Below are 15,647 nucleotides of genomic sequence, written 5' to 3'. Positions count from 1 at the left end.
GCCTTCGGCCTCGGCTCCTACACCGAACTCCCCTCCTCCAACCCCGCCGTCCTCGCCTTCCTCCGCGAGTACGAGGACGACCTGGTGCTGTGCGTCAACAACTTCTCCCGGTTCGCGCAGCCCACCGAACTGGACCTGCGGGCCTACGCCGGACGGCATCCGGTCGAACTCATCGGCGGGGTCCGCTTCCCGGCCATCGGCGAACTGCCCTACCTCCTGACCCTCGCGGGACACGGCTTCTACTGGTTCCGGCTCTCCCGGGTCGCCGCCCGCATCGGCAGACGCGCTTGAACGTGTGCCGAGGAAAGGACGCCGTCATCATGCAGAAGACCGCATCGCCTCGCCCGCGGACCAGGGCCGTCGCCGACCCGATGGCCTCACTCGGCGGACTGCTGCGCGAGTGGCTGCCGCGGCAGCGCTGGTTCGCGGGCAAGGACCGCCCGGTCACCGAACTCGGCCTGCTGTCCGTCACCGAGCTGTACCCGGGCTGTCTGCACCTGCTGGTCCACGCGGGCCACACCGGCGTGCCCGGCCCCGACGGCGGCCCGGCCGGCGACTGCTACCAGCTGCTGCTCGGCGTGCGGGAACACCTCTCGCCGCGCCTGTCCCGGGCGCTCGTCGGCCGGGCCACGGACGGCCCGCTGGCCGGGATGGCGATCTACGACGCACTCCAGGACCCCCGTTCGGCGCAGCTGCTCCTGGAGCGGCTGCGCCATCCGGGCGACGTGGGTCCGCTGAGCTTCGAACGCGATCCGTCCGTACCGGTGCCGGCCGGTCTCGCGCCCCGCCTCCTGGACGCCGAACAGTCCAACTCCTCGCTGGTGTTCGGCGACGAGTTCATCCTGAAGGTGTTCCGGCGCATCCAGCCCGGCGTCAACCCCGACCTGGAGGTGCCGGGCGCGCTGGCCGCACAGGGGTGCCGCCGGGTGCCCGCGCCGGTGGCCTGGTTCCGCACGGCCCACCCGCAGGAGGCGACCCTCGGCGTCCTCCAGCGCTATCTGCCCAACGCCTCCGACGGCTGGGCGCTGGCACTCGGCGCGCTCGCCACGGGTGACGACTTCACCCCGCAGGCACACGCCCTGGGCCGGGCCACCGCGGAGGTACACCTCGCGCTCGCCTCGGCGTTCCCCGCCGGCGCCCACGGCGACAAGGAACGCACGGCGGCCGCGATGACGCGGCGGCTGGACGCCGCCGCGCGGTGCGTTCCGGCGCTGCTGCCGTTCGTTCCCGGGCTGCGGACCGCCTTCGGCGCCCTGGCCGGCTGCGACGCCGGACCGCCCGCCCAGCGCATCCACGGCGACCTGCACCTCGGCCAGGTGCTGTGGGCCGGCCGCGAGTGGTTCGTCATCGACTTCGAGGGCGAACCGTCCAAGCCGCTCAGCGAGCGCCGCAGCGCCCAGTCCCCGGTGCGGGACATCGCCGGCATGCTGCGCTCCTTCGACTACGCGGCCCGCCAGCGGCGGCCCTGGCGCCCCGAATGGGCGCGCCGCTGCCGGGAGGCGTACTGCGCGGGCTACGCCGCCCACGCCGGCTGGGACCCCCGCAAGAAGCACGGGCTGCTGCGCGCCTACGAGACCGACCGGGCCGTGTACGAGGTCCTGTACGAGGCCCGGCACCGCCCCGACTGGCTTCCCGTACCCATGGCGGCGATCGAACGCCTCGCCGTGAGAGGAGACTGACCCGTGGCCCTGCGTGACACGTCACTGCCCGAGGACACCTCACCGCCCGAGCCCTGCGGCCCGCGCCAGTCCGCAAGGAGGCCGCGCGGGAGCGCGCCTCCCCTGGAACCGGCCGACCGTGATCGGCTGTTGTCGGGCTCCCACCACGACCCGCACTCCCTGCTGGGCGCCCACCCGGTGCCCGGCGGAATCGCGTTCCGGGCGCTGCGTCCCTGGGCCCGCGCGGTCGAGGTCGTGGTGGACGGCACCCCCAGCGCTCTCGTCTCCGAGGGGGACGGCCTGTTCACCGGCGTGCTGCCGCTGGACGCCGTCCCGCCGTACACCCTGCGGGTGGCGTATCCGGGCGGGGAGCACGAGGTGCACGACCCGTACCGCTTCCTGCCCGCCCTCGGTGAGCTGGACCTCCACCTGATCGGCGAGGGCCGGCACGAACAGCTGTGGAAGGCGCTGGGGGCCGAGGTGATGATCCACCAGGGGGTGAGCGGCACCCGTTTCACGGTGTGGGCGCCGAACGCGCGGGGCGTCCGGGTCGCCGGCGACTTCACCTTCTGGGACGGCACGGCGTTCCCGATGCGCTCGCTCGGCTCGTCGGGTGTGTGGGAGCTGTTCCTGCCGGGCGTCGGGGAGGGCGCCCGGTACAAGTTCGAGATCACCTCCCGGCACGGCGGCCGGTTCCTCAAGGCCGACCCGATGGCCCGGGCGACGGAGGTGCCGCCCGCGACCGCGTCCGTCGTGACGGTGTCGCGGTACGAGTGGGACGACGCGCGGTGGCTGGCACACCGTGCGGACGTGCCCGTCCACCAGGCGCCCTTCTCGGTGTACGAGGTGCATCTGGCGTCCTGGCGGCCGGGGTTGACCTACCGCGAGCTGGCGGAGGAACTGCCGTCGTACGTCAAGGACCTGGGCTTCACGCACGTCGAGCTGATGCCCGTAGCGGAGCACCCCTTCGGCGGGTCCTGGGGCTACCAGGTCACCGGGTTCTACGCCCCCACCGCGCGCCTCGGTGACCCGGACGACTTCAAGTACCTCGTCGACGCCCTGCACCGGGCCGGCATCGGCGTGATCATGGACTGGGTGCCCGCTCACTTCCCGAAGGACGACTGGGCGCTCGCCCGGTTCGACGGCGACCCGCTGTACGAACCCGGCGACTCGCGCCGGGCCGAGCACCCGGACTGGGGCACCTACGAGTTCGACCTCGCACGCACCGAGGTGCGCAACTTCCTCGTCGCGAACGCCGTGTACTGGTGCGAGGAGTTCCACATCGACGGCCTGCGGGTCGACGCCGTCGCCTCCATGCTCTACCTCGACTACTCGCGCGACTCCGGGCAGTGGTCGCCCAACGTGTTCGGGGGGCGTGAGGACCTGGCCGCGGTGGCGTTCCTCCAGGAGATGAACGCGACCGTGTACCGGCGGGCGCCCGGTGTCGTGACGATCGCGGAGGAGTCCACCGCCTGGGACGGGGTGACCCGGCCCACGGACAGCGGCGGGCTCGGCTTCGGACTGAAGTGGAACATGGGCTGGATGCACGACTCGCTGGAGTACATCCAGAAGGAGCCGGTGCACCGCAAGTACCACCACAACGAGATGACCTTCTCGATGGTGTACGCCTACAGCGAGAACTACGTCCTGCCGATCTCCCACGACGAGGTCGTCCACGGCAAGCAGGCACTGGTGTCGAAGATGCCGGGCGACTGGTGGCAGCGACGCGCCAACCACCGTGCCTACCTCGGCTACATGTGGGCCCACCCCGGCAAGCAACTGCTCTTCATGGGACAGGAGTTCGCCCAGGGCTCCGAGTGGTCCGAGGAGCACGGCCCGGAATGGTGGCTGCTCGACCCGGCCTACGGTGCGGAGCCGGACCACCGGGGGGTCCGCGACCTCGTGCGCGACCTCAACACCGTCTACCGGGGCGCCCCGGCGCTGTGGCAGCGCGACACCGACCCGGGCGGTTTCCGCTGGGTGGTGGGCGACGCGGCGGAGGACAACGTCTTCGCGTTCCTGCGCTTCGCCGCGGACGGCGGCCCGCTGCTGTCGGTCTCCAACCTCTCCCCCGTCGTCCGGCACGACTACGACCTGTGTGTGCCCGGCGACGTCCCGGCCTGGCAGGAGGCCCTCAACACCGACGCGGCGCGCTACGGCGGCAGTGGCGTCGCTCTCCCCGGCCCCGTCACGGCCGAGGAGGGACGGCTGCGGCTCACCCTGCCGCCGCTGGCCACGGTGTGGCTGACACCGGCCGGTCCGCGCCCCGCTGTGTGAAGCCCGACGGCGGCGCCAGGTTCCGAACGCCCTCCGAGGGGCAGTCGGGGACGTACGACCTGGCCGTTCCCGCCGTCACCGGCGGGGTCACAGAAGGGCTCTAGTCACGTGCGCACCGTCGGAGTGGAGGAAGAGCTCCTCCTGGTCGACCCGGAGACCGGCGAGCCACAGGCGCGGTCCGCCGCCGTCCTCGCCCGCGCCGAGCTGGAAGACGCGGAGCAGGGTGTCTTCGAGAAGGAACTGCACAACCAGATGCTGGAGTTCGCGACCCACCCGCAGTCGGACATGGCCGAACTGCGCGCGGAGATCGTCCGCTGCCGCAAGGAGGCCGCCCGGCACGCGGGGGAGATCGGCTGCACGGTCGCCGCGCTCGCCTCCTCGCCGCTGCCCGTCAGCCCCTCGGTCAGCACCAACCGCCGCTACCAGTGGATGGCGGAGCAGTACGGCATCGCCACCCAGGAACAGATGGTCCTCGGGTGCCATGTCCATGTGTCCGTCGAGTCCGACGAGGAGGGCGTCGCCGTCCTCGACCGGATCGCGCCCTGGCTTCCCGTGCTGACCGCGCTGAGCGCCAACTCGCCGTACTGGCAGGGCAAGGACACCAGTTACAGCAGCTACCGCAGCCGGGTGTGGCAGCGGTGGCCCTCGGCCGGTCCCACCGAGCCCTTCGGTTCCGCCGAGCGCTACCACCGGCGGGTCGCGGACATGGTGGCCACCGGAGTGCTCCTCGACGAGGGAATGATCTACTTCGACGCCCGGCTCTCGCGCGCCTACCCGACGGTGGAGCTCCGGGTCTCGGACGTCTGTCTGCACTCGGACACCGCCGTGCTCGTCGCCACCCTCGCCCGGGGGCTCGTGGAGACGGCGGCCCGCGAGTGGCGGGCCGGCACCGATCCCGCGCTGCACAGCGTGAGCCTGCGGCGGCTGTCCGCCTGGCGGGCCGCCCGGTCCGGGCTGACCGGGGAACTGCTGCACCCCGCGACCATGCGGCGCATGCCGGCCGAGTCGGTGGTCCGGGCCCTGCTGGAGCACGTCGGGGAGGCTCTCACCGACAGCGGCGACCTCGACCGCGCCGAGGAGTCGGTCGCCCGACTGCTGCGCCACGGCAACGGCGCCCGGGTGCAGCGGGAGGTGCTGGAGCGCTCCGGGAGTCTGCACGACGTCGTCACCGAGTGCGCCCGGCAGACGCAGGGGTGAGGGTGCGGCGCCCCGCCCGCCTCACAGCAGCAGCACGAGGGCGTACGCCAGGAAGAAGGCGGCGATCAGCACGGCCAGGCCCAGGATGAGGGTCAGCGGCGCCTTGGCCCAGCCCCTGGTGGGGTTGTGCGTGTCGCGGGGGCCCGCACCGGACATGCTGCTCTCCGCGGGCGGGGTCTCCCCCGGTGGTACGCCGCCGCCCGGTTCCAGACCGGTGGTGCGTTCGGGCTCGGGGTCGGGATTCACGTGGCTCATGCCTGCCGGGTCCCCCGAAGATGCCGAGATCATCAAGGCACGGACACTATTCCGCGTTCCCGGCCCCGGCGGGTCCCGCCTGGGCTAGATTCGCAGCGCCGATGACCGTACTCGTCGGAGTTGTCACACCCCGTACTCATCAGGAGCAGCGCATGCGCGACTTCGCCCTGCCTCCCCCGTCCGCCCCGCCCCTGACCGGTGGGCTCGCCGACAGCCTCTTCGAGACGGCTGCCCTCTACCCCACCCGCCCCCTGCTCGCCCGGCGCCCCGAGGGCTCCGGCGCGGCCTGGCAGGAGGTGACGGCCGTGGAGCTGCGGGACGAGGTGGTGGGCCTGGCCAAGGGGTTGATCGCGTCCGGGATCGCGCCGGGCAGCCGGGTGGCGATCATGGCGCGCACCCGCTACGAGTGGACGGCGCTGTGCTACGCCCTGTGGACGGTGGGCGCCGAGGTCGTGCCGGTGTATCCGACGGCGTCGCGTGAGCAGGTCGAGTGGATCCTGCGGGACGCCGGCTGTGTGGCCGTGGTCGTCGAGGACGAGCAGTCCGTCATGACCGTCGGCTCGGTGTGCGCGGCGCTGCCGCGGCTGCGGCACGTCTGGCAGCTGGACGCCGGGGCGCTGGAACAGCTCGTGCGCAAGGGCACGTTCATCCCGCAGACCACGGTCGACTCGTTGCGCCGCATCGTGCTGCCGGACTCCACCGCGGCCGTCGCCTACACCTCCGGGACGTCCGGTCATCCGCTGGGGTGCGCGCTGAGCCACCGCGGCCTGGCGAGCCCCTGCGACACCCTGCTGGCGGGCTGGGGACACACGGCGGCGCCCCCCGGCGAACAGGGGGCGGTCCTCGCCTTCCTGCCGTTCTCCCACGTGTACGGCCTCATGATCCAGGGCCTGTGCATACGCGGCGGCCTGCTCATGGCGCACGAGCCCGACCTGAGCGAGGCGGCGCTCGCCTCGGCACTCCAGAGCTTCAGACCCACCTACTTCTACGCCGTCCCCTCGGTCTTCGAGAAGATCTACAAGAACTTCCTGCGGGCGGCCCAGCAGTCCGGCCGCGGCGCCCTGTTCGAGCGGGCGGCCGGCACCGCCCGGGACTTCGCCGCCGCCAACGAGCGGCAGCGGCTGGGCGAGGGGCCCGGCCCCGGCCTCGACCTGCGGCTGCAACACGCGGTGTACGAGCGGACGGTGTACCGCAGGCTGCGCGCCGTGTTCGGCGGCCGGGCCCGCCGCGCCACCTCCGGCGGCTCGCCCCTGAACCGTGATCTCTCGCTGTTCTACGAGGGCATCGGCCTCTACGTGCACGACGGGTACGGGCTGACCGAGACCAGCGGCGGGATCACCATGCAGCCCCTGGGCCGGGAGAAGTCCGGGACCGTCGGGCAGGCACTGCCCGGCACGGGCGTGCAGGTGGCCGACGACGGGGAGATCCTGGTGCGCGGACCGTCCGTGTTCCAGGGCTACATCAACGACGACGCCGGGACGCGGGCGGCGCTGCGCGGCGGCTGGCTGGCCACCGGCGACATCGGACGGCTGGACTCCGAGGGGTATCTGACGATCACCGGCCGCAAGAAGGACATCATCATCACCAGCAGCGGGAAGAGCGTCGCCCCCTCCTCGCTGGAGCAGCGGCTGCGGATGCATCCGCTGGTGCACCAGGCGGTCGTGGTGGGCGACAACCGGCCCTGCGTGGGCGCGCTGATCACCCTGGACCCGGAGTACCTGACGCACTGGCGGGGGTCGCTGGCCATGCAGAGCGACGCGCAGGCACGCGAGGCGCGGGAGGAGAACGCGCTGCGGGAGGAGCTCGCGCGGGCCGTCGCGGCGGCCAACAGCGCCGTCTCCCGGTCGGAGTCCATCCGGGTCTTCCGGGTGCTTCCCGAGCCGTTCGATCTTTCCAACGGTCTGCTGACGCCGTCGATGAAACTGCGCCGGGACGCGATCGTTCGGCACTACGCCCTGGAGATCGACGCGATGTACCAGGCGCGCGCCCGTCCGCCGCGGCAGACCGCGCAGAACGGGCAGGACGAAATGTCGAGCTGGGACGACTCCGACAACGTGTTCCGATGACAATCGCATGGCGCTGAGCCCGTGTTGGGGGACATGCCGAAGGGCGCCCGCCGGATGGTCACCGGCGTGCGCCCTTCGGTTCTCGCTTTTCCCGCGCGGTCTTGTGGGTCAGCCACCCACATACCAGGTGAACCCGCCGTTCGCCGCTGACACGGCGAGCAGAATGCCGAAGAGGACCAGGTCGACGATGCCGAGCACGACACCGGCCTTGGCCATTCCGGCCCCGCCCTTGGCCGGCGCCTGTCGTATTCCGACGACGCCGAGCACGATCGCTATCGGTCCGAGAATCACGTTCAGCAAGAACACGCCGATGATTCCGCAGATGAGGCTCGCGATGGCCAGACCATTGGTGCGCGACCTGGAAGACGCGGCGGAGGAACTGCCGTAACTCGTCATCACATTCTCCCGGTGTGGAGTGGTTGGATTCCCGAACGCTCCCCCGCGGAGCGCGTTTCGCCTTTCCGCCCTTCGGGTGCCCGCCAATTCGCCCCGTATTCAAGGGCGTTGACGCGGACCGCTGGCGCACGGCCGACATGGCTGTGTCTCGGACACCCTGCCGCCGCGGGGAGTGACCCGCGCGGCACGGGAAACCAGTAGCCGCATGGTGCGAAGTAGCGAACTCCGTTGTTGGCCGGACCGGTTCGAGGCGGGAGGCGAGCGGTGCTCTTCCTGATCGTGGCAGTGATCCTGCTGGCCTTCGTCCTCGGTTCGGTGGCCTATCTGCCCTGGCCGGTCACGCTGGCCCTCAGCGTGGTGATCGTCGTCTGGCTGTCCGTCTTCACCGTCCGGGAGCGCCGGCGGCGGAGCACGGCGGGAAGGAGCTGAGTCATGCGGTTCACCGCACCACCGCGGCAGCGGACGGGACGACGGGACACCGAGGGCATGGCCGTCGCGTCCTTCGTCCTCGGCCTGGTCGGCCTCCTCGTCATGAACATCGTCCTGGGCCCCATCGCGATCGTCCTGGCCGTGATGGCCCTGCGCAGGAACACCCCCCGGCGTTTCCGGGCCCTGCTCGGGCTGGGCCTGGGTATCGCGGACGTACTGGTCCTCGTCGTCCTCATGGCGGTCAACGGCGGCCCGGCCTGGACGGCCGTGGGCTGAGCACGCGGTTCGCGTTTCCCGGCCCGCGGAGGTTTACTTCGGCCGGTTCGTCACAAGCGGAGTGAGAAACAGACACGACCGTACGAGGGGAACCGCCGCCGATGACCGACCACCGCCGTGGCCGACCTGTCCGTTCTGCGGAAGCCCTGCTCACCGGCGCCGGCAGCGCGTGGTGCGCCGGCGGCCGGCTGTGGGCGCCGACGGCCCTCCTCGCTCTCGGCGTGCTCGCCCTCGGGGCCACGGTGGTCCGTCAACGGCGCGTGCAGGCACGGGTGGTGACACGGTACCGGCGCGTCGCGTCGGGCCCGCGCTCACCGTTACCGGTGCCCGAGCCGTGCTGCCGGTTCTGGGAGAACTCCGACGGCGTCGCCCACGGCCCCGACTGCCGAGGCACGGGAAGTCTGGCGGTCGAGGTGGAGCGGGGCTGGCGGGAACTGCACGACGCGTGCTGTCTGCACGCCTGGCAGTCGCGCGGGACCGCCCACGACACGGTGTGCGCCGACCGGACGGTCGCCTGAGGCCACCGTGGTCGCCGTTGTACGGCCGTCGGGGGTCTACGGCCGCCGCGTGTGTGCGGCTGTCGCGTGTGTACGGCGGAACCGTCCCCGGAGCCCCGCGGCACGCTCGCCGGGCGTCGCGGCCGGACCCCCAGGCGCGCCCGTCGGCGTCGCCCACTCGTGAGCTGAGGCCGAGACCGGGCGCGTAGGCTCTGCGGGCTTGGGAACTTGTCAACCGAACGACACCGGAGAGAGGACGACCAGCCCCGCGGACGGCGGGCCGAGGAAGGCACGATGGCAACCGAGCCACACTGGGACGACACACTGGCTGCTGAGGAGATCTCCATGCGCACCTCGCGCTTCGCGGGTGAGCTGCGCAATGTGACGGGTGCACGCCTTGAGGCGGAGAAGTTTCTCCACGATCTCTCGCGGGCCTCGCCGCCGGCAGCGCCCGAGTACTGGGACGACATACTCCTGGTGGTCACGGAGCTGGCCGCGAACGCGGTGCAGTACGCCCCAGGACCCTTCGAACTGCGCATGCGCCGCACCTTCGACGGAGTGCACGTGACGATGCGCGACACCAACACCACTCCGCCGGCGCCGCGCCCCTTCCACCCCAGCCGGGGCGGCGGCGGGATCGGCTGGCACCTGATACACACCCTCTGCGACCAGGTCAGCGTGGTCCCGGACGGGACCGGCAAGGACATCCACGTCTTCCTGCCCTGGTGAGGCCCCGGGCCTCCCGAGCCTCCCGGAACGGGCGGGACCGGGACTCTCAGACCTGACGTCCCGGGTCCTCGGGCTACTCCGGGCCGGGGTGTCCCGGGGTCTCGCGCAGAGGCACGGTCACGTGAATCGTCTTGCCGCCCCCCGGATGCGTGTCGATCGCGATCTCGCGGGCCAGCCGGATGATGAGCGGCCAGCCGTAGCCGCTGCCGTGGTGGCCGCTGGGCAGGGCGCCGGAACCGAAGGCGACCTGCGGGACGACACCGCTGTTGTCGCCGACGGCCAGCCGGACACCCCCGGGCGTGAGCGAGATGTCGAAGCCTGCCAGCCCGTCCCCGTGCCGGATGGCGTTCGCCACCAGTTCCGAGACGACGAGCAGCAGGTCGATGACGTCCTCCTCCCGCGCCGTGCGGGAGGAGGATTCCCACTGCTCTCGCACCAGGCCGCGGGCCAGCGCGCGGGCCATCGCCGCCGTCGTCACCCGGGCCCCCGTCGCCACCCTGTCCGTGGCGCGGTCGGCGCCCGTCACCCGGACGTCACTGCCGACGGCGCCTCCGTCCCCGGGCCGAGGCCGTCGTCGACGACGGGGGTCGGGCTGGTTCCTCTCACCGCACACTGCCTTCCCCGCTCGCGTGGAGCGGTCCTGCGTCCCAGGTCACGCGGTGGTCGTCTCACGCGGCGGCAGCCGATGATAATAGTCGCCGACGCCGGACAGGTAGGCGGGATCCATGGTCTCGCTGTCGGTGTGGAAACGGGGGGCCGCCTTCACCTCCGCCCTGGTGCAGGCCAGGGCGATCGCCGCGTTCTCGACGTCGACGCCGGTGACGACACCGACCGGGACCAGCACGCTCCGGCCGAAGATCCACACGCCGGTGTCGACGACGAGGTGCCGCATGCCGAAGTGGTCGGCCTGGCGGTCCACGTGCCCGATGTCACCGTCGGGCGCCGTCACGGTGAAACCCGTGAGGTCCAGCCCCTCGGCATGGGCGCTCTCCGGCGCGTAGGACCAGATTCTGTCAGTGGTCACACTGCTCCCTTCTCCTCGGTCGGGTGACGACCATGAGCCCGGGGGCGGACCCTGCGCGCCCCCTGGTGCTCCACAGCCCAGTTACCCGACTCCCGCGGTCGCATTCGGAAGGTTTCTCCGCCACACCGCGCGCCGGTCCGCACCCCGGCCCCTTCCGGACACCGTCAGGGCCCGCCACCATGGGGGAAAGCGATTGCGGATACCCTCCTTTCCCGACACCATGCACGATTCGCGGCGGGTGGAACGGTGGAACCCGTGAGCCGGTGCGACGCTTTGTCGGGGGGATGCCGGGTGGGTTAGCCTGCGGCGTATTTCTCATCGCGCAGATCCGTGAACTGCGGAAATGCATACACGGCTTGTGCGGGGCCGGTCAGGGGCCCCGCGTGGTTCCGAGTCCTCGCCAGGGGACTCCTGGGGAGCGGAACGAGGGTGCGCATGGCCAGCAACACCACCGAGGTCACCGATGCGGTCCCTGGGGACCAGGAGCTCAGGCGGCTCCTGGCGGGACTGACGGCCGTGCGCGACGGGGACTTCGGCACACGGCTCCCGGACGACGCCGACGGCCTCATGGGCGACATCGGCAAAGTGTTCAACGGCATGGTCGACCAGCTGTCCGTGTTCACCTCCGAGGTCACCCGCGTGGCCCGCGAGGTGGGCACCGAGGGGACCCTCGGCGGACAGGCGGAGGTTCCGGGGGTCTCCGGCACCTGGGCCGACCTCACCGACTCCGTCAACGCCATGGCGAACAACCTCACCGGCCAGGTGCGCAACATCGCGCTGGTGACGACCGCCGTGGCCAAGGGCGACCTCTCCCAGAAGATCGACGTCCCGGCCCGCGGCGAGATCCTCCAGCTGAAGGAGACCGTCAACACGATGGTCGACCAGCTGTCCGCCTTCGCCGACGAGGTCACCCGCGTCGCCCGCGAGGTAGGCAGCGAGGGGCAGCTGGGCGGACAGGCACAGGTGCCGGGCGTCGCCGGTGTCTGGCGCGACCTCACGGACTCCGTGAACGGGATGGCGGGCAACCTGACCGGCCAGGTCCGCAACATCGCCCAGGTGACGACGGCCGTCGCCCAGGGCGACCTCTCCCAGAAGATCACCGTCGACGCCCGCGGCGAGATCCTGGAACTCAAGAACACCATCAACACGATGGTCGACCAGCTGTCCGCCTTCGCCGACGAGGTCACCCGCGTCGCCCGCGAGGTCGGCACCGAGGGACGACTCGGCGGACAGGCCGACGTCAAGGGCGTCAAGGGCACCTGGCGCGACCTCACCGACTCGGTGAACTTCATGGCGGGCAACCTCACCTCCCAGGTCCGCAAGATCGCCCAGGTGGCGACCGCGGTCGCGGAGGGCGACCTCTCCCAGAAGATCACCGTCGACGCCCGCGGCGAGATCCTCGAGCTCAAGAACACCCTGAACACGATGGTCGACCAGCTGTCCGCCTTCGCCGACGAGGTCACCCGCGTCGCCCGCGAGGTAGGCACCGCCGGCAACCTCGGCGGACAGGCCCAGGTCCGGGGCGTCTCCGGCACCTGGAAGGACCTCACGGACAACGTCAACGTGATGGCGTCCAACCTGACCGGTCAGGTGCGTTCGATCGCCCAGGTCGCCACCGCGGTGGCCCGGGGCGACCTCTCGCAGAAGATCACGGTCGAGGCCAAGGGCGAGGTCGCGGCCCTGGCGGACGTCATCAACACCATGGTCGACACGCTCTCCGCGTTCGCCGACGAGGTCACCCGCGTCGCCCGCGAGGTCGGCACCGAGGGACGCCTCGGCGGACAGGCCCACGTGCCGAACGTGGCGGGCACCTGGAAGGACCTCACCGACAACGTCAACTCCATGGCGAACAACCTCACCGGCCAGGTGCGCAACATCGCGCTGGTGACGACCGCCGTGGCCAAGGGCGACCTGTCGAAGAAGATCGACGTCGACGCCCGCGGCGAGATCCTCGAACTGAAGACGACGATCAACACGATGGTCGACCAGCTGTCCGCGTTCGCCGACGAGGTCACCCGCGTGGCCCGCGAGGTGGGCACCGAGGGACGCCTCGGCGGGCAGGCCGAGGTCGAGGGCGTCTCGGGCACCTGGAAGCGCCTGACCGAGAACGTCAACGAGCTGGCGGGCAACCTGACCCGGCAGGTGCGCGCGATCGCCGAGGTGGCCAGCGCCGTCGCCGAGGGCGACCTGACCCGCTCGATCACCGTGGAGGCGTCCGGCGAGGTCGCCGAGCTCAAGTACAACATCAACTCCATGGTGGGGTCCCTGCGCGAGACCACCCGGGCCAACCAGGAGCAGGACTGGCTCAAGACGAACCTCGCCCGGATCTCCAGCCTGATGCAGGGCCACCGCGACCTGCCCGTGGTCGCCGAGCTGATCATGGACGAGCTGGTGCCCCTGGTGTCGGCCCAGTACGGCGCCTTCTACCTCGCCGAGGACGGCGCCGGCCGCCCCGAACTGAGGCTCGTCGGCTCCTACGGCTACCCCGACGACGACACCCGGCCCACCCGCATCCCCTTCGGCCGCACCCTGGTCGGCCAGGCGGCCCGCAGCCGGCGCATCATCAGCGTCGACGAACTGCCGGCCGACTACGTGACCATCTCCTCGGGCCTCGGCCACGTGGCGCCGACCGCGCTCGTGCTGCTGCCCATCGTGGTGGAGGGCCAGGTCCTCGGTGTCATCGAGCTGGCCTCGGTCACCGCCTTCACCCAGACGCACCAGGACTTCCTGGAGCAGCTGATGGAGACCATCGGCGTCAACGTCAACACCATCGTGGCCAACGCCAGGACCGACGAGCTGCTGGACGAGTCGCAGCGCCTGACCGCCGAACTCCAGGCGCGTTCCGCGGAGTTGCAGTCGCAGCAGGAGGAGTTGCAGCACTCCAACGCCGAACTGGAGGAGAAGGCCTCGCTGCTGGTGGCGCAGAACCGCGACATCGAGGCGAAGAACCTGCAGATCGAGCAGGCCCGTCAGGAACTGGAGGCCCGCGCCCAGCAGTTGTCGCTGGCCTCGAAGTACAAGTCGGAGTTCCTCGCGAACATGAGCCACGAGCTGCGCACGCCGCTCAACAGCCTGCTCATCCTCGCGCAGCTGCTCGCCCAGAACCCCTCGCGCAACCTGTCCCCCAAGCAGGTCGAGTACGCGGGCATCATCCACTCGGCCGGCTCCGACCTGCTCCAGCTGATCAACGACATCCTGGACCTGTCGAAGGTCGAGGCGGGCAAGATGGACGTCACGCCGGAGCGGGTGCCGCTGCGGCAGCTCATCGAGTACGTCGAGGCCACCTTCCGGCCGATGACGACGCAGAAGAGCCTGGACTTCACCGTGACCACCGCCCCCGGCGCACCGGGTGACCTGCTCACCGACGACTCGCGGCTGCGCCAGGTCCTGCGCAACCTGCTGTCCAACGCGGTGAAGTTCACCGAGCAGGGCAGTGTGGAGCTGCGGGTCGAGCCGGCGGCCGACGACGAGGTGCCCCGCGGTGTCATGCGGGGCGGCACCATCGTGGCCTTCCGGGTGCAGGACACCGGTATCGGCATCCCGGAACAGCAGCTGGAGACGATCTTCGGCGCCTTCCAGCAGGCGGACGGCACGACCAGCCGCAAGTACGGCGGCACCGGACTGGGCCTGTCCATCACGCGGGAGATCGCCCATCTGCTCGGCGGCGCCGTCACGGTGGACAGCACGCCGGGTCAGGGCAGCACCTTCACGCTCTTCCTGCCGGTGGCCCGCCCCGACTTCGAGGACCTGCTGAGCGCCGGCCGGTCCCTGGAGCGGGCGCCCGCCGACCTGCCCGACGAGGACGCGAGCACGCCGCAGCCCCTCATCGGCACCGTGGTGCCCTCGGGGCAGCGTCCGCGCCGGCTGCTGGTCGTGGAGGAGCGCCCCCGCGGCCTGCTGACCCTCGTCGCCGAGAGCGTGGTCGCGGACGTGACGCACGGCCGCGCCGACCAGAGCGCGGCAGCCGCGGTCGACATCATCACCGCCGTCGGCGCCAACGAGGCCGCGGGCGCCCTGGCCGCCGAGCCCTGCCACTGCGTGGTCCTGGAACTGGGCATGCCGGACGGTGAGGCGTCCCGCTTCCTGCGGGCGCTTCAGGGCGACTCGGCGCTGGCGAGCGTCCCCGTACTGGTGCACAGCGGGCACCGCGCGGACCTGGCGCTGGAGGAGTCGCTGAAGTCCGGCTCCGAGGGCGGGTCGCTGGAGTTCCTCTCCAGCCTCGACGAACTGCGTGAGCGCATCGCCCTGCACCTGTCGGCCGAGGAGCCCGGAGACGTGCTGACCCTGGTCCGCGCCGAGGAAGCGCACCAGTTGACGCAGCTGTCGGCGGACGTCTCGCCCGGCCAGACCGTGCTGGTCGTCGACGACGACGCGCGCAACCTGTTCGCGCTCAGCGGGATCCTCGAACTCCACGGGTTCCGGGTGCTGCACGCCGACAACGGCCGCAAGGGCATCGAGACGCTGGTCAACCATCCGGACATCGCCCTGGTGCTGATGGACGTGATGATGCCGGAGATGGACGGGTACACGGCCACGGCCGAGATCCGCAAGATGGCGCCGTACGCCGATCTGCCCATCATCGCCGTGACCGCGAAGGCGATGCCCGGGGACCGGGAGAAGTCCCTCGCCTCGGGCGCCAGCGACTACGTCACCAAGCCCGTCGACACCCAGGACCTGATCGCCTGCGTCCAGCGCTGGCTGCCCGCATGAGGACGCCGGTTCCCGCCCCGCACACCGGGGCGGCCAGCTGTCCCCTCGTCCGCGCCCCAGGGTCTTCCAGCCGAGGAGCCTTCGCACTGTGAGCAACTCCGACCATCCGAGCGACACCGCCGACGGTGAGGCA

General features: G+C 71.4%; 14 protein-coding genes. 10 read left to right on the top strand and 4 right to left on the bottom strand.

What is annotated here, in order from left to right:
- The 4 genes from AC07AZ_RS26710 to AC07AZ_RS26695 form a co-directional block, all read left to right on the top strand.
- On the top strand, window positions 1-291 hold a 291-nt coding region (locus AC07AZ_RS26710), incomplete at its 5' end, for an alpha-glucosidase C-terminal domain-containing protein (protein WP_478852007.1).
- Between the two features lie 29 nt (window positions 292-320).
- A complete protein-coding gene (locus AC07AZ_RS26705; protein ID WP_478852005.1) occupies window positions 321-1,679 on the top strand; it encodes a maltokinase N-terminal cap-like domain-containing protein in 1,359 nt (452 codons plus the stop codon).
- Between the two features lie 3 nt (window positions 1,680-1,682).
- Window positions 1,683-3,935 (top strand): 1,4-alpha-glucan branching enzyme, encoded by a 2,253-nt coding sequence (glgB, locus tag AC07AZ_RS26700; protein ID WP_478852003.1) that lies wholly within the window; start codon window positions 1,683-1,685, stop codon window positions 3,933-3,935.
- 108 nt (window positions 3,936-4,043) lie between these two features.
- Window positions 4,044-5,132: a glutamate--cysteine ligase 2 gene (locus AC07AZ_RS26695; protein ID WP_478852001.1), complete on the top strand. Its 1,089-nt coding sequence runs from the start codon at window positions 4,044-4,046 to the stop codon at window positions 5,130-5,132.
- 21 nt (window positions 5,133-5,153) lie between these two features.
- Here AC07AZ_RS26695 and AC07AZ_RS26690 read toward each other — a convergent pair whose 3' ends face one another.
- Window positions 5,154-5,387 carry a DUF6480 family protein gene (locus AC07AZ_RS26690; RefSeq protein ID WP_478851999.1) on the bottom strand — a complete coding sequence of 78 codons (234 nt, stop codon included), beginning with the start codon at window positions 5,385-5,387 and terminating at the stop codon, window positions 5,154-5,156.
- 152 nt (window positions 5,388-5,539) lie between these two features.
- Between AC07AZ_RS26690 and AC07AZ_RS26685 the strand changes: the two genes are divergently transcribed.
- On the top strand, window positions 5,540-7,453 hold the full coding sequence (locus AC07AZ_RS26685; RefSeq protein ID WP_478851997.1) for an AMP-dependent synthetase/ligase: 1,914 nt from the start codon (window positions 5,540-5,542) through the stop codon (window positions 7,451-7,453).
- A 108-nt stretch (window positions 7,454-7,561) separates the two neighbouring features.
- Here the strand turns inward: AC07AZ_RS26685 and AC07AZ_RS26680 are convergent, their stop codons facing one another.
- A complete protein-coding gene (locus tag AC07AZ_RS26680; RefSeq protein WP_478851995.1) occupies window positions 7,562-7,849 on the bottom strand; it encodes a DUF4190 domain-containing protein in 288 nt (95 codons plus the stop codon).
- A gap of 264 nt (window positions 7,850-8,113) precedes the next feature.
- Here AC07AZ_RS26680 and AC07AZ_RS26675 point away from each other — a divergent pair, with 264 nt between their 5' ends.
- The 4 genes from AC07AZ_RS26675 to AC07AZ_RS26660 all read left to right on the top strand — a co-directional run bounded on the left by AC07AZ_RS26675 (window position 8,114) and on the right by AC07AZ_RS26660 (window position 9,780).
- On the top strand, window positions 8,114-8,278 hold the full coding sequence (locus AC07AZ_RS26675) for a hypothetical protein (protein ID WP_478851993.1): 165 nt from the start codon (window positions 8,114-8,116) through the stop codon (window positions 8,276-8,278).
- A 3-nt stretch (window positions 8,279-8,281) separates the two neighbouring features.
- A complete protein-coding gene (locus AC07AZ_RS26670; protein WP_478851991.1) occupies window positions 8,282-8,554 on the top strand; it encodes a DUF4190 domain-containing protein in 273 nt (90 codons plus the stop codon).
- Between the two features lie 101 nt (window positions 8,555-8,655).
- Window positions 8,656-9,072: a hypothetical protein gene (locus AC07AZ_RS26665; protein ID WP_478851989.1), complete on the top strand. Its 417-nt coding sequence runs from the start codon at window positions 8,656-8,658 to the stop codon at window positions 9,070-9,072.
- A 273-nt stretch (window positions 9,073-9,345) separates the two neighbouring features.
- Window positions 9,346-9,780 (top strand): ATP-binding protein, encoded by a 435-nt coding sequence (locus AC07AZ_RS26660; RefSeq protein WP_478851987.1) that lies wholly within the window; start codon window positions 9,346-9,348, stop codon window positions 9,778-9,780.
- 73 nt (window positions 9,781-9,853) lie between these two features.
- On the opposite strand, the gene AC07AZ_RS26655 is transcribed toward AC07AZ_RS26660, so the two are convergent.
- Window positions 9,854-10,306, bottom strand: coding sequence for an ATP-binding protein (locus tag AC07AZ_RS26655; RefSeq protein ID WP_478851985.1), 453 nt, complete (start codon window positions 10,304-10,306; stop codon window positions 9,854-9,856).
- A gap of 126 nt (window positions 10,307-10,432) precedes the next feature.
- Window positions 10,433-10,804, bottom strand: a complete 372-nt coding sequence (locus AC07AZ_RS26650) for a PRC-barrel domain containing protein (protein ID WP_478851984.1) — start codon at window positions 10,802-10,804, stop codon at window positions 10,433-10,435.
- Window positions 10,805-11,239: 435 nt separating this feature from the next.
- Between AC07AZ_RS26650 and AC07AZ_RS26645 the strand changes: the two genes are divergently transcribed.
- Complete coding sequence (locus tag AC07AZ_RS26645) at window positions 11,240-15,514, top strand: HAMP domain-containing protein (RefSeq protein WP_478851982.1); 4,275 nt, start codon at window positions 11,240-11,242, stop codon at window positions 15,512-15,514.
- Window positions 15,515-15,647: the final 133 nt, after the last annotated feature.

This window comes from Streptomyces sp. NPDC043878 (assembly GCF_056435735.1).
This window is presented reverse-complemented; position numbering and strand designations above follow the sequence as displayed.